This is a genomic window from Kribbella sp. NPDC000426, assembly GCF_040300265.1.
Lineage (GTDB): Bacteria > Actinomycetota > Actinomycetes > Propionibacteriales > Kribbellaceae > Kribbella.
Window position 1 is genome coordinate 1,045,453 of the sequence record NZ_JBEPDK010000003.1, and the last position, 12,900, is coordinate 1,058,352.

15 protein-coding genes are annotated in these 12,900 nt (G+C 68.7%); 7 read left to right on the forward strand and 8 right to left on the reverse strand.

The features are described 5' to 3' along the window. Position 1 precedes the first annotated feature (1 nt). The 5 genes from ABT313_RS18965 to ABT313_RS18985 all read right to left on the reverse strand — a co-directional run bounded on the left by ABT313_RS18965 (position 2) and on the right by ABT313_RS18985 (position 5,232). The gene (locus ABT313_RS18965) at positions 2-811 is read right to left on the reverse strand and encodes a phytanoyl-CoA dioxygenase family protein (protein WP_350854955.1); all 810 of its coding nucleotides are present in this window, start codon (positions 809-811) and stop codon (positions 2-4) included. Positions 812-906: 95 nt separating this feature from the next. Next, on the reverse strand, positions 907-1,860 hold the full coding sequence (gene pip / locus ABT313_RS18970; RefSeq protein WP_350854958.1) for a prolyl aminopeptidase: 954 nt from the start codon (positions 1,858-1,860) through the stop codon (positions 907-909). Positions 1,861-1,862: 2 nt separating this feature from the next. Then, positions 1,863-2,771, reverse strand: a complete 909-nt coding sequence (locus tag ABT313_RS18975) for a UbiA prenyltransferase family protein (protein WP_350854960.1) — start codon at positions 2,769-2,771, stop codon at positions 1,863-1,865. Positions 2,772-2,834: 63 nt separating this feature from the next. Continuing rightward, positions 2,835-3,668, reverse strand: coding sequence for a Vgb family protein (locus ABT313_RS18980; RefSeq protein ID WP_350854963.1), 834 nt, complete (start codon positions 3,666-3,668; stop codon positions 2,835-2,837). After that, positions 3,655-5,232, reverse strand: coding sequence for an ABC-F family ATP-binding cassette domain-containing protein (locus tag ABT313_RS18985; RefSeq protein WP_350854966.1), 1,578 nt, complete (start codon positions 5,230-5,232; stop codon positions 3,655-3,657). The genes ABT313_RS18980 and ABT313_RS18985 overlap by 14 nt, the downstream gene beginning before the upstream one ends. Positions 5,233-5,335: 103 nt before the next feature. Here ABT313_RS18985 and ABT313_RS18990 point away from each other — a divergent pair, with 103 nt between their 5' ends. The 3 genes from ABT313_RS18990 (at position 5,336) to ABT313_RS19000 (ending at position 7,531) form a co-directional block, all read left to right on the forward strand. After that, positions 5,336-5,914, forward strand: a complete 579-nt coding sequence (locus ABT313_RS18990; protein WP_350854969.1) for a TetR/AcrR family transcriptional regulator — start codon at positions 5,336-5,338, stop codon at positions 5,912-5,914. A 62-nt stretch (positions 5,915-5,976) separates the two neighbouring features. Beyond that, positions 5,977-6,684, forward strand: coding sequence for a VOC family protein (locus ABT313_RS18995; RefSeq protein WP_350854972.1), 708 nt, complete (start codon positions 5,977-5,979; stop codon positions 6,682-6,684). Positions 6,685-6,763: 79 nt separating this feature from the next. Next, positions 6,764-7,531, forward strand: a complete 768-nt coding sequence (locus tag ABT313_RS19000; protein ID WP_350854975.1) for an SDR family NAD(P)-dependent oxidoreductase — start codon at positions 6,764-6,766, stop codon at positions 7,529-7,531. Here ABT313_RS19000 and ABT313_RS19005 read toward each other — a convergent pair. Further along, positions 7,528-9,069: an LCP family protein gene (locus ABT313_RS19005; protein ID WP_350854978.1), complete on the reverse strand. Its 1,542-nt coding sequence runs from the start codon at positions 9,067-9,069 to the stop codon at positions 7,528-7,530. The two genes, ABT313_RS19000 and ABT313_RS19005, sit on opposite strands and share 4 nt — an antisense overlap. A 48-nt stretch (positions 9,070-9,117) precedes the next feature. Between ABT313_RS19005 and ABT313_RS19010 the strand changes: the two genes are divergently transcribed. Beyond that, on the forward strand, positions 9,118-9,594 hold the full coding sequence (locus ABT313_RS19010) for a GNAT family N-acetyltransferase (RefSeq protein ID WP_350854981.1): 477 nt from the start codon (positions 9,118-9,120) through the stop codon (positions 9,592-9,594). 93 nt (positions 9,595-9,687) lie between these two features. Then, a complete protein-coding gene (locus tag ABT313_RS19015; RefSeq protein WP_350854984.1) occupies positions 9,688-10,497 on the forward strand; it encodes a DUF3152 domain-containing protein in 810 nt (269 codons plus the stop codon). Here the strand turns inward: ABT313_RS19015 and ABT313_RS19020 are convergent. After that, complete coding sequence (locus ABT313_RS19020; RefSeq protein WP_350854986.1) at positions 10,488-10,853, reverse strand: VOC family protein; 366 nt, start codon at positions 10,851-10,853, stop codon at positions 10,488-10,490. The genes ABT313_RS19015 and ABT313_RS19020 overlap by 10 nt on opposite strands. 61 nt (positions 10,854-10,914) lie before the next feature. Further along, the gene (locus tag ABT313_RS19025) at positions 10,915-11,532 is read right to left on the reverse strand and encodes a winged helix DNA-binding protein (protein WP_350854989.1); all 618 of its coding nucleotides are present in this window, start codon (positions 11,530-11,532) and stop codon (positions 10,915-10,917) included. A gap of 94 nt (positions 11,533-11,626) precedes the next feature. Between ABT313_RS19025 and ABT313_RS19030 the strand changes: the two genes are divergently transcribed. Both ABT313_RS19030 and ABT313_RS19035 read left to right on the forward strand, forming a co-directional pair. Continuing rightward, positions 11,627-12,391 (forward strand): SDR family NAD(P)-dependent oxidoreductase, encoded by a 765-nt coding sequence (locus tag ABT313_RS19030; RefSeq protein ID WP_350854992.1) that lies wholly within the window; start codon positions 11,627-11,629, stop codon positions 12,389-12,391. A gap of 193 nt (positions 12,392-12,584) precedes the next feature. Next, positions 12,585-12,815: a hypothetical protein gene (locus tag ABT313_RS19035; protein ID WP_350854995.1), complete on the forward strand. Its 231-nt coding sequence runs from the start codon at positions 12,585-12,587 to the stop codon at positions 12,813-12,815. The last annotated feature ends 85 nt before the right edge of the window (positions 12,816-12,900 follow it).

The window sequence follows — 12,900 nt, forward strand, 5'->3', positions numbered from 1 at the left end:
GTCAGTAGAGGACGGGATTGAGCGGGGAGGAGACGGTCTCGCCGGGCTGGTTGCCGGGCATCCAGCTGGCCAGGTCGAGCTTCTGGTTGTCGTTGACCGGCGTCGAGATCTCCATCGCGGCGTCGACGTAGATCACCGTCATCACCCGGCGCGGGATGTCGGTGGTGTTCTGCGGCGCGTGGTGGAAGGTCCAGCCGAGGTGATAGCTGACCTCGCCGAGTTCGAACGGCTCGGAGACCTCGGCGAACTCCTGCTCGGCCAGCGATTCCTGCAGGATCCGCTCGGAGTCGTCGCTGATCGGCAGGTCGCGACCGTGCTCGAACGTGTGGCTGCCGGCTGCGAACGACAGCGGGCCCATCTCCATCGGGGTCTCCTGCAGCGGCACCCAGACGGTGACGCAGCGGTCGGTCGCGAACGGCCAGTAGTACTGGTCCGCGTGCCACGGCGTGACCCCGCCGCCGGACTCCTTGTAGAGCGCCTGGTCGTGGTACAGCCGGACCGACTGCACGCCCAGCAGCTGCGCCGCGATCCGCGCCAGCCGCGGTGACGACACGAACTCGAGCACGCGCTCGCTGTCCTGCCACAGGTTCGTCACCTGCAGGAACGCCTTGCCGTAGGTGTCGCGCTCCTCGAGCGGCAGGTGCTGGGTGTTCAGCTCGATCACCTTGCCGGTGATCTCCGGCTCGTACGCCGCGATCGTCTCCGGACTCAGCACGTTCTTCAGCTTGACGAATCCGTGCTCGGCGAAGTGCGCGATGTCGGACCGGCTGAGGGTGTAGTCGGTCTCGAGCTCCGGGCGGGTCAGAGTCATGGGACTCAAGGGTTCATGAACGTTTCATCGCTGTAAAGATCAGTGATCAAATCTTTGCCCTGCGTGCACGTGCACGTGCACCCTAAGGAAACCGGTCAGGACCGTAACGCGAAACGGTCCAGTGCTTGGAGGATCAGCTCGCGCGTACGGTCGCCGCCCGCGCCGTGCCCTTCCTGCTCCACCAGGTGCAACTCGGCGTCGGGCCACGCCTGCGCCATCCGCCAGGCGACGTCCGCCGGGCTGCTGATGTCGAGCCGGCCGTGGATCAGCACGCCAGGGATCCCGGCCAGCTTTCCCGCTTCCCGTTCGAGAACGCCCTCGTCCAGCCAGGCCGCGTGGCCCCAGTAGCGCGTCACCAGCCGGGCCAGCCGGAGTCGCAGTGCGGGGTCTTCGAATCGTGTGTCGGGCTGCCAGTTCGGATGGGTGCGGACATGCGTGTCCTCCCACGCGCACCAGTTGACAGCGGCCTGCTCGCGCACCGATGGGTCCGCATCGTGCAGGAGTCGGCTGTAGGCGAGCGCGAGGTTGCCGTCGCGCTGGTCCGCCGGTACGCCGTCGCGGAAGCGCGCCCACTCCGCAGGGAAGATCCGGCCCATGTCGCGCGTGATCCACTCGACCTCGCGCCGGGTTGTGTTGGTGACGCTGAACAACACCATCTCCGAGATCGCCTCCGGGTGCTGCTCGGCGTACGCGAGCCCCAGCGTCGCGCCCCAGGACGCCCCCAGGAGCAGCCACTTCTCGATCCCGAGCCGCTTGCGGAGTTGCTCGAAGTCCGCGATCAGGTGGGCCGTGGTGTTGGTGCTCAGGTCCACGTCAGGCTGGGCGGCATCCGGCGTACTGCGGCCGCAGTTGCGCTGATCGACGAGGACCACCTTGTACTTCGCGGGATCGAAGTACCGCCGCCACCAAGCGCCCGCCCCGGAGCCGGGGCCGCCGTGGACGACGAGTGCGGGCTTGCCGTCCGGGTTGCCGCAGACCTCCCAGTACACGCGGTTGCCGTCGCCGACGTCGAGTAGGCCGTGGTCGTAGGGCTCGATCGCGGGATACACAGTCAGAGCACTCCGGTGTAGGTGAGGGCGAACGTTGCGCAAGGAAAGAGGAACAGGCCGGCCAGGACGATGATGCCTTTGAACGACTGCCGCGGGCCAATGAGTTTGCCGTAGGCAGCGACCAGGACCGGGACCATTACCACCTCGAGCATGAGCATGCCGCGCGGGATGATCGTGCCCGTCGCGGCGAGGATCACCGACAGGGCCGCGGCGGCGATCCAGGCGGCGTACCCGATGCGGTACGTCGTGCGGGCGCCGAAGCGGACCGCGATCGTGTGGTAGCCGGCGGCTCGGTCGGCTTCCAGATCGGCCAGCGTCGTCGGGAGGTAGAGGCCGATGGCGGCGAGTGTGCCCTGGAGGCCCATCAGCCAGGGGAAGCTGCTCAGGTCCGGGTTGATCGCGGCCCAGCCGGCGAGTGGGCCGAACGCGCCGAGCGCCAGCGCGTTGACGGCGACATCGAAGCCGGCGCGGGTCTTCAGGCGGACCGGCGGGACGGAGTACGCGTAGCCGAGCAGGACGGCGAGCAGGACGCCGAGCGCGAAGACGACCCCGACGTGCAGGCTCAGCCCGACCGCGGCGACGGCGGCCGCGAAGGCGAGTCGCTTGGCTGCGCGGAGCGTGATGCGTCCGTCGAGCAGTGGCGACTTCGCCTTGCGCGGGTTGAGCCGGTCGCTCGGCAGGTCGTACGCGTCGTTCACCGCCAGCACGGCCAGCCACACCAGCGGGCCCATCACCACCGCGCCCACGATCAGCCGCGGCCACTCCTCGACCGGCGGGATCAGCCGATGCGTGGCGAGCAGGATCCCTGTGTAATAAGGGACGATCGAGACCACCCAGAACGCCGGCCGCCCCACCGCGATGACGTCGCGAACCCGCGCGGTCGTTCCCCGGATCTGCACCAGCGTGCTCACATCACCACTGTCCACCCGGTCGAGGCCTGCCGTCCTCCCTCTACCGGGTGAACCTGCTCACCCTCACGGCTGGATGTGAGCCAAAGAACCTTGCTCCAACGCCACCCACACCGAGTCGCCCTCGATCGCAAGCCCGTGCGGCTCGGAGCCCTCGCCCAGCGGGTACTCGGCAATAACGTTGCCCTGAGCATCCAACCGGACGAGTGCACCGGCGGACCACAAGGTGACCCAGCACCCGCCGTCCGCAGCCGCGGCCACCGCGTGCGGCTTGGAACCAGCGGGCAGCGGAAACTCCTCGATCTTCCCGTCCGCACTGATTCGCCCCACCCGATCGGCGAGGATCTCCACGAACCAAACGCTGTCGCGACCAGCGCAGATGCCGACCGGCCCGGCAGCCTCGGTCGGCAGGGGATAGGTGGTGACCGATCCACCAAGAGTCATCCGACCGATCGCGTTGCCCTGATTGAGCGTGAACCACAACTCGCCGTCGTACGACGTGATCATCGCCGGAAACGCCCCGCTCACCCCGATCGGGTACGTCGACACCTCGCCGTCGACCGTCACCCGCCCGAGCGCATCGGCGCTCATCAACGTGCACCACAGCGCCCCGTCCGGACCGACGCACAGCCCGTACGGCGCGCCAGCAAGCTCGACCGCCGACACCTCCCCGTCGTACCCGATCCGCCCGACGCGGTCGTCGCCGCTCCGCGTGAACCAGACCGCGTCATCGGGCCCGTCGACGATCACGCTCGGACGGGACTCCGGCGCGTCGAGATCGATGACACGTCCCGAACGCGTGGCGACGCGGCCGGTGTGGACGAGCGTCGCCCACACCTCACCGCCCGCCACCACCACGCCGTACGGACCATCGCTCATCGCATATTCAGTGACTGACACAGGTGTTCTCCTTCAGGTCGATGACGGTGCCGCGCCAGCGCGACACGAAGCGCCGGTCATGGCTCACCACGACGAGCGCACCGGCGTACCGGTCGAGCGCCGACTCCAGTTCCTCCACCAGCACGAGCGACAGGTGGTTCGTCGGTTCGTCCAGCAGCAGGACGTCGTACGGCGTGGTCAGCAGCCGCGCCAACGCCAGCCGCCGGCGTTGCCCGGTCGACAACGCGCCGACCTTGGTCTGCAGTTGATCCCGCCGGAACAACCCCAACCCGGCCGCACCCGGATGCCGCGCGAGCGCCTGCCGCAACGTCTCGTCCGGTCGCGCCTCGCTCACCTCCTGCTGGAGGTAACCGATCCGCCCGCGGCGTTCGACGTACCCTGACGAGGGCTCGAGCGCCCCGGCCAGAACATCCAGGAACGTCGACTTGCCGACGCCGTTCGGTCCGGTGATCAGCACCCGAGCACCGGCCGGCACTTCGAGCGAGATCGGCAACAGCCGGTCCTCGACCGCGACACCGACCGCGTCGAGCCCGGCCGGTTCGCCGGTCGTGCGGATCGAAGCGCTGAAGCGCAGCGGCTTCGCCGGCACCGGCGGCGGGTCCTCCTCCAACCGGCGCAGGCGTTCCTTCGCGTTCCGGATCTTGCTGCGCTCGGCTTCGTTGACGCGTCCGCCCTTCCGGTCGTTCGCGACCTTGTTGTTGTCGCTCATCGGCCGCCCGTACGCGACCCGGTCCGCGGTGGTGCGAACCAGGACCCGCGTCGCCGCGACCTCGTCCTCCCATTCCTGCCGGGCCTGCTCGATCCGCGCCCGCTCGGCCGCCTTCTCGGTCAGGTAGCCCTGGAAGCCGTTGCCGTACCGCGTCACCCGATGCGTGTCGCCGTCCACCTCGAACAGTGTCGACGCGACCCGCTCCAGGAACGCACGGTCGTGCGACACGACCACCGTCGTACCGCGCCGCGACCGCAGGTGGTCCTCCAGCCAGACAGCGGCCGACACGTCGAGGTGGTTGGTCGGCTCGTCGAGCAGCAGGATCTCTGGCGACGACGCGAGCACGGCGGCCAGGTGCAGCCGCGCCAATTCGCCACCGGACAGCTCGGACAAGCGTCGATCGCCGGGCAGCGTGCTCAACCCGAGTCCGTACGTCGCACGAGCGAACCGAGCGTCGGCGTCGTACCCCTCGCGGATCTCGAACACGGTCTGGAGCTCGCCGTACTCGTCCAGGACGTCGGTGCGTCCATCGGCGAGCAGGCCTTCCAGCAAACGCATCCGCGACTCGATCCGGCGCAGGTCGGCCAGGGCGTGATCGGCGAGCGCGTTCACGTCGAGGTCGAGCGGCAACGGGTTGTCCTGCGCCAGGAAACCGACGCTGCCGGCGGCCGTCGCCGTACCGTCCGTTGGCGGCTCGAGACCGGCCAGGATCCGCAGCAGGGTCGACTTGCCGGAGCCGTTCTCGCCGATCAGGCCGCTGACCTGTCCGGGCGGGAAGGCGCACGTGACCTGGTCGAGCACCAGGCGGTGGTCGTAGGACTTGGTGACATCGTGCAGGGACAGCTGGGTAGACATGAGGATCCTCCTGACTCACGCGGGGTTCGGGGTTGGCGAACGGCGGGTCAGAAGATCACTGGGCTGCTCCCTAATGCGACGAATGTTGCGTTAGGATCATGCCATGCAGACGATCGATCGCGCAAGCAGGCCGGGCGGGCGGACGGCGCGGGTGCGATCCGACGTCCTCGCGGCCGTCGAGGCCGAGCTCGCCGAGCACGGGTACGACGGACTGACGATCGACGCCGTCGCCGCCCGCTCCGGAGTTCATCGCACGACGGTCTATCGCCGCTGGAAGACCGTCGCCGGCCTGCTCGTCGATCTTCTCGGGGCCGGAGCCGACGACTCGTGGGAGCCGGCCGACACCGGTTCGCTCGAGGGCGACCTGATCGCCGTCAACCGCGAGGTGCACGCTGCGCTGACCGCTCGTCCGTCGGTCACCCAGGCCGTGATCGCAGCCTCCTTCCGTACGCCGGAGGCCGCCGAGGCGCTCACGAAGTTCTGGGTCGATCGCTACGAACGCACGGCACTCGTCGTACGGCGAGCCGTTGCACGTGGCGAGATCCCGGCGGACACCGACGCCCACCAACTCCTGCTGACCGCGACGGGTCCGCTGTATCACCAGCTGGTGCTGCTGCGTCGGCCGATGCGTCGCTCGATCGCCGATCACCACGCCAGAGTCGCTGCTGCGTCGGTCCGCTAAATCTCTTTGCGGCGCTCGTTCCGCGCGAAATACGGTGGTACCTCCGGCAGATAGGAGTTCTGATGAGCGTCAACCTGCAAGCACTGTCCTTTGATGCAAAGGATCCCGCCGGACTGGCCCGGTTCTGGGCCGGTGTGCTCGGGCGCGAGTTGGCCTCGGACGGCACCTCGTTGCTGCCCGAGAACGACCTCGGGTTCACCCTGCGGTTCCTGCAGAGTGACGTCGAGAAAGACCGCGCGAACCAGATCCACTTCGACCTGACCAGCCAGTCGCTGGAGGATCAGCAGGCGACGGTCGCGCGCGCGTTGGAGCTCGGCGGCCGCCACATCGACATCGGGCAGAAGCCGGAGGAAGGCCACGTCGTACTGGCCGATCCCGAGGGCAACGAGTTCTGTGTGATTGAACCAGGCAACAACTTCCTCGCCGACACCGCAGCGATCGGCGCGTTGTGTTCCGACGGCACCCAGGCCGTCGGCTACTTCTGGAGCAAGGCGCTCGACTGGCCGCTGGTCTGGGACCAGGACGAGGAGACCGCGATCCAGTCGCCGCAGGGCGGCTCGAAGATCAGCTGGGGCGGCCCGCCCGTCGCCGCGAAGCCGCCGAAGAACCGCCTGCACCTCGACCTGGTGCCGTCCGGCGACGCCGAGGCAGAGGTCGAGCGGCTGATCGGCCTCGGCGCGAAGCGGCACGAGAGCGGTCAGGCGCACACCGACGGGATCGAGCTGGTCGACCCGGACGGCAACGAGTTCTGCATCCTGACCGCCCGCTGACCGCCCGCTGACACAGCCGGGAGTCGCGACTCCACCGCCGTCTAGGGTCGTCCTGACGACTGGTTGGGAGGAGACGCTGATGAGCGGACGGCTGGCGAACGAGATTGTGCTGGTGACGGGTGCCGCGCGCGGGATCGGGCGGGCCGTTGCGGTCAAGGCGGCGGAGGAGGGCGCCGCGGTCGGCCTGATCGACATCCTGGCTGACCAGCTGACCGCCACTACCGCGGAGCTCGCCGAGGGCGGCGCGAAGGTGGCCGCGGCCGTTGGCGACATCACCGACGAGGTGTCGGTCCGGCAGGCGGTCGGCAAGCTAACCGACGACCTCAGCGGACCCGTCACGGTGCTCGTCAACAACGCCGGCAAGAACTCGTACGCCGACCCGGCGTCGATGTCGGTGGCCGAGTGGGACGACGTGTTCGACGTCGACCTGAAGGGCGCGTTCCTGATGGCGCGTCAGGTCCTGCCGTCGATGATCGCCGGCAGACGCGGTTCGATCGTGAACATCGCCTCGATCCACTCGAAGCTCACCACCGCAGGCATGTTCCCGTACGCCGCGGCCAAGTCCGGCCTGGTCGGGATGACCCGCTCGCTCGCCCTGGACGTTGCCCCGCACAACATCCGGGTGAACGCGGTCAGCCCCGGCTACATCTCCACCGACCTGCTCGAGGAGTTCTTCGACACGATCCCCGGCGAGCGCGAGAAGGCCCTTGGCGTCCACCCGCTCGGCCGGATCGGCACCCCGGAGAACGTCGCCGAGGTCGTCTGTTTCCTCGCCTCCGAAGCCGCCGCCTTCGTCACCGGCGCAAACTGGGCGGTCGACGGCGGCCTCGGCGTCCGCTACGCCTAACCCGGCGGACCGGGCTTGTACGCGCAGGCGGAGGACAGATCGCCGTCGTCGGGCTTGGTCGTCGGTTTGGACTGGGTGGTCGGTTTGGGCTGGGTCGCCGTCGACGGCCTGGTCGTCGTGGTCCGGCGCGGTGTCGTGGCCTTCGGGCTGAGCGCCTTCGCGACGATCTCGCGCATGCCGGCGTAGTTCGGGTCACGGCCGTTCGGGAAGTTCTTCTTCTTGTCCAGGTCGATGTTGGCGATCTTGGCGGTCTTGACCCGCTCGCCGAGGGTGACGAAGTCGCCGAGCAGCTTCTGCGGGATATCGGTGCGGACCAGCTTCTCGCCGGCCGCCGCGACCGCCTCGAAGTTGGTGAGCACGTTCTGTGGGGTCGCGCGTTCGACGAGTGCCTTGACCGCGCAACGCTGGCGAGCCTGCCGGGCGAGGTCGGCAGTCGGTACCCGGTACCGGCCGCGGGCGAACCAGAGCGCATCGGTCCCCATCAGGTGCTTGTTCGGCCCGGGCTGGAGGTAGCGGCTCGGCGGAACGTTGTCGTCGTCGCTCCCGCCGACCGGAACCGGGTAGTTGATGTTCACCGTGATTCCGCCGAGCGCCTCGACCAGCTGCGCGAAACCGGCCAGGTCCACCTGCACGTAGTAGTGGATCTTCAGTCCCAGCGCCTCGCCGACCGAGACCTTCAGGATGTCCGCGCCCTCGTTGTCCGACGGGCCGAGGATGCCTGGATGCAGTTTCGGGATGTTGCGGTACATCGCGTCCAGGTAGAACTCCGACTGCTCCTTGCTGGGGTCGATGCTCGGGTCCCAGAACCCGGTCGGGTAGATCTTGTGCAGCGGCGAGTCGGCGGGGAACGGCATCCGCATGAAGTTCCGGGTCAGCGAGATCAGCGAGGTGTTGCCGGTCTTGGTGTCGATGCTCGCGACCATCACCGAGTCGGTCCGCGTCCCTTTGCGGCCGTCGCCGTCGTCGGCGCCGAGCAACAGCACGTTCAGGCGCGGGAGTTGGTCCCACAAGTTCTTGTTGGCGCTGACGGTCGGCCGTGTCACGCTCTTCGACTCAGGGTCGGCGAACACCTTCTTCACCAGGCTGCGCTGCGCCATCAGCGTTTGCGCGCCACTCGCCGTACCGACCGTCATCGCGAAGCAGACCACGCCGATCACCAGCGACCCGAGCAGCCGCGGCACCGGTCCTACGGTCAGCGGCCGGAGCATCTTGTACGAGGTGACCAGGACGACGATCCAGGCGAGCGCGATCGCGCCGAGCGCTGCGATCATCCACAGCAGCAGGCTCGGGTTCAGCGCCCACGAGATCACCGCGTCCCGCTTCCGGAGCGCGAGGTACGCGGCCGCGCCGTACAGCACCAGGCTCGCCGCGATCAGCGTCACGCCGAGCCGGATCCGGCGCGCGACCAGGTACGCCGTACCGGGGAGCAGGATGCCGGCCACCGCGATCACCAGTGCGGCGAACGCCGACCGTTGCCGGGGCCTCGCTCTCCGTGCTCGGCTGCTGCGCGACGATCGCTGCGCTCTGCTCGGGGCCATGCCCCCTTCGATTCATTGACGCGGCAAAAAGTTGGCAGGATTGTCGTCGTGAGTGACATTCAGGTACGACGAGCCGGCGCGGATGACGCGGAGTCCCTGGTCCGTTTACGTGGGCTGATGCTCGCGGCGATGGGCAACGACATCGACGGCCCTTGGCAGGCGACCGCGCTCGAGTGGTTCGCCGGGCAGCTGGCGGCACCGGAGACGTTCGCGGCGTACGTCGTCGAGGACCCGGACGCGGGCGTCGTCGCAGGGGCCGCAGGCAACGTGTTCGTCCACCCGCCGGGCCCGAACGACCCGACCACGCTCCGCGGCCACCTGTACAACGTCAGCACCGAGCCTGCCTTCCGCCGCCGCGGCCTGGCCCGCGCCTGCGTGATCGCGCTGATGGACTGGTTCGAGAACGAGACCGGCGTCGGCCAGGTCGAACTGCACGCGACCGACTACGGCATCCAGCTCTATCGCGACCTCGGCTTCAACGAGTCGAAGTACCCCTCGCTGAGGTTCCGGACCGCCAAGGCGTAGCCCCGCCCGTGGGTTGAGAAGGGTTTATGGGCACAGTGGCAAGAAGACAGTGAGGACGCGCCCGACCGGGCGCGGTGTGAGGAGCTCACCGGAATGCGCCGCTGGACTGTTGTCAGGACGATCGGGCTCGCGACCGCGGCGGTGGTCGCGGTCGGAGTGGTGTACGAGTTGCCCGCCAGCCCGTTGTCGCGCCATGGCGACCTCGGGCGGCACGTCGTACCCGCGTCGGTCCAGACGACCGCCCCGCCGCTGGAGTCGCCGGCCGTCGCCCCACGGCGTACGAGTAAGCCGGTGGTGCCGGCCGAGGTGATCTCCTACCCGATCGCCGGGTCGCAGTCGTACGCCGTACTGCCGGCGAATCCCGCGGTGATCGGGCGGGGCGGCAAGCTGATGACGTTCCAGATCGCGATCGAGGGCGGGATCACCGGGATCGACAAGTCCGCGTTCGCGCAGTTCGTGCGGACGACGTACGGCGCACCGCAGGGGTGGGCCTCGCAGCGGAAGTGGCGGTTCCAGCAGGTCGGGCCGGGCGCGACGCCCGACTTCAGATTGATGCTGGTGACACCGCAGACGCGGGACGTGATCTGCGGCGGGGGACCGGACCGGTACACGAGCTGCCGGATCGGCGACTCGGTCGTGCTCAACGTCGCGCGCTGGGCACACGGCGTACCGGGCTTCGGCGCGTCGCTGACGACGTACCGGCAGTACATGGTGAACCACGAGACCGGCCACCGACTCGGCAACGGCCACGAGCTGTGCCCGGGGCCGGGCCAGCCGGCCCCGGTCATGCAGCAGCAGACCCTCGGCCTGCACGGATGTACGGCGTACGCCTGGCCCTACCTGAACGGCACCCGCTACTCCGGCCGCCTAGGTCAATACAACGACCCGGTGCCTCACTCCTGAATGATCGAGAGCACGTTGCCGGCCGGGTCCTTGAACCAGGCAATCAACGGGCCTTGGCCGCGGTAGATCCCGGACTCGTCCTGCTCGTCGGTGTAATGCTCGAACGTGACCCCGCGGCCGGCCAGCTCACGCGCGGTCGCCTCGATGTCGGGGACCGGGAAGTTGAGCACGGTGTACTCGGCCGGCACGTGGTTCGATTTCGGGTACACCAGGATCGGGGTGCCGCCCGCGACCTTCAGGTGCAGCATCCCGTTCTCCTCGCCGACGTCGACCCCGAGCGTGTCGGCGTAGAACGCCTTCGCCTTCTCGATGTCGTCCACCGAGAACCCACTGAACGCCTTGCTGTCGTGCAACATCTGATGTCCTCCTTGATCGCCTGACACCAGCTACGTCGAGACCTGACCTGCGATTTCGACACTAGTTGTGCGCGACCACCTGCGGGAGGGTGTCGTTGACGGCGGCGGCGACCGAGGCGGACTCGAGGCCGTCGGCGACGGTGTGGAGGAGGCGGACCAGGTGGGCGGCGTCGGTCGGGCCGAGGATGCCGGTGATGACGTCGAGGACGCGGACGGTGAGACCGTCGAGCTGCGAGAGCCGGGCCTGTCCCATCGACGTGACGGCCAGCGCCGGTGCGGTCCGGACCATGCCGAGCGCTTCGAGGTCGGCGATCGCCAGCTCTGCCTCGCCGGGCGTGATCCCGACCTGCTGGGAGACCTCGTCCGGGGTGTTGCGGCCGTTGGCGATCGCATTCAGCACCAGGGCGGCCGGCATCTTCATCCCGACGGCCTGCTGCAGGCCGAGGATCAGCGGGTGGGCGTGGCCGCGGACGCGCTCCACCGCGTCGAGCAGCCGGAGCGCGTCACCGATGTCACCGATCAGGTGCTCCGTCTGGACCGCCGCGATCCCCGTCGGCCCCGGCCGGACGGGTGACGGAACGACGCCGCCGATGACCCGCTCGGGCACTACCAGGGCCTGTGCCACGACCCGCTCGTCGTCGGATCCTCGCGGCCTGATTCCAGCGTCTTCGATGGTCACACGTCCAGCGTACGGAGCCGTTCCGACACCTTCGGCGTGTCTTTCCTGAAGAAACACTGTGAATCCGGCGACGTCGGTGCTCTACGCTCCGCCCATGCAGCTGACTGGGAAACGGGCCTTGGTGATCGGTGGCGGTGGCGGCGGGATCGGTCGCGCGACAACAGAGGCCTTGGGCAACGAAGGTGCCGCGGTGGTGGTCGCGGACCTCGACCCGGCGCGCGCCGAGGAGGCCGCCGAGGCAGTGCGGGCCGGTGGCGGTACGGCGTACCCGGTGTCCGGTGACGTCAGGTCGGTCACCGACATCGAGGCGATGGTCGCGGCCGCGGTCGAGAAGCTCGGCGGGCTCGACATCCTCGTCACCGTCGTCGGCGGGCAGGTCGCGTTCGTGCCCGCGGTGAAGCTGCACGAGATGGCCGACGCGGACTGGGACACGATCTACGAGGTCAACCTGCGGTACGTCGCGCGCGCGGTCCGGGCCGCGCTGCGCGTCTTCCTGGATCAGGGCACCGGCGGGACGATCGTCAGCGTCGGCTCGGTCACCGGGTTCATGGCGGCGCCCGAGCAGGCGGCGTACGGCGTGATGAAGGCGGGCATCCTCAGCCTGGCCCGGACGGTCGCCGCGGAGTACGCCCGCGACGGCATCCGGATGAACGTTGCCGCGGCCGGCGCGATCGCGACCGCGGTCGCCAACGGAGTAGTCGACGGCGAGGTCGTCGAGGAGATCCCGGTCGGCCGGTTCGGCCGCTCTGAGGAGGTGGCGCAGGCGGTGGTCTACCTGGCGTCGGGTGCGTCGTCGTACATCACCGGACAGCAGATCGTGCTGGACGGCGGCGTCTCGGTACGGGGTCCGTTCGGGTAATCGAACATACCGGCGAAGAATTGGGTTCCGGCCGGTTCCGAAAAAGCTGGGAATTTCTGAATTCGGGCGTGACCTCGGCTCGCCGTACTCCGTTGGATCTGACGTGACGGTGAACACAACACGGCGCACCGGCACCGCGCTCGCCCGCGTTTTCCAGGCCGTACAGCCCTCGAAGTAACAGCCAGGAGGACCAGTGACAACCGCCACCGCCATCCAGACGAATGAGCGCCGACGCGTCCGTGTCTGGTTCGGTGAGCACGTCATCGCCGACTACAACGCCGAGCCGGCGTTGGCCGAGCGGTATGCAGACGCCATGAGCCGTCGGTTCGCCGGACTCCGGGTCACCAACGACCCGATGCCGGCCGTCGACAAGCTCCCCGACCCCCTGCCCGGCGAGCGCATGTGGGATGTAGCACCCCGCTAGAGAAAGAAAGCATCCGGCGCCTTTCGCGTTCCGTATCTCACCAGACAACCCACCCGGAACGTGGCCCAGGTCGAGCACCTCACCT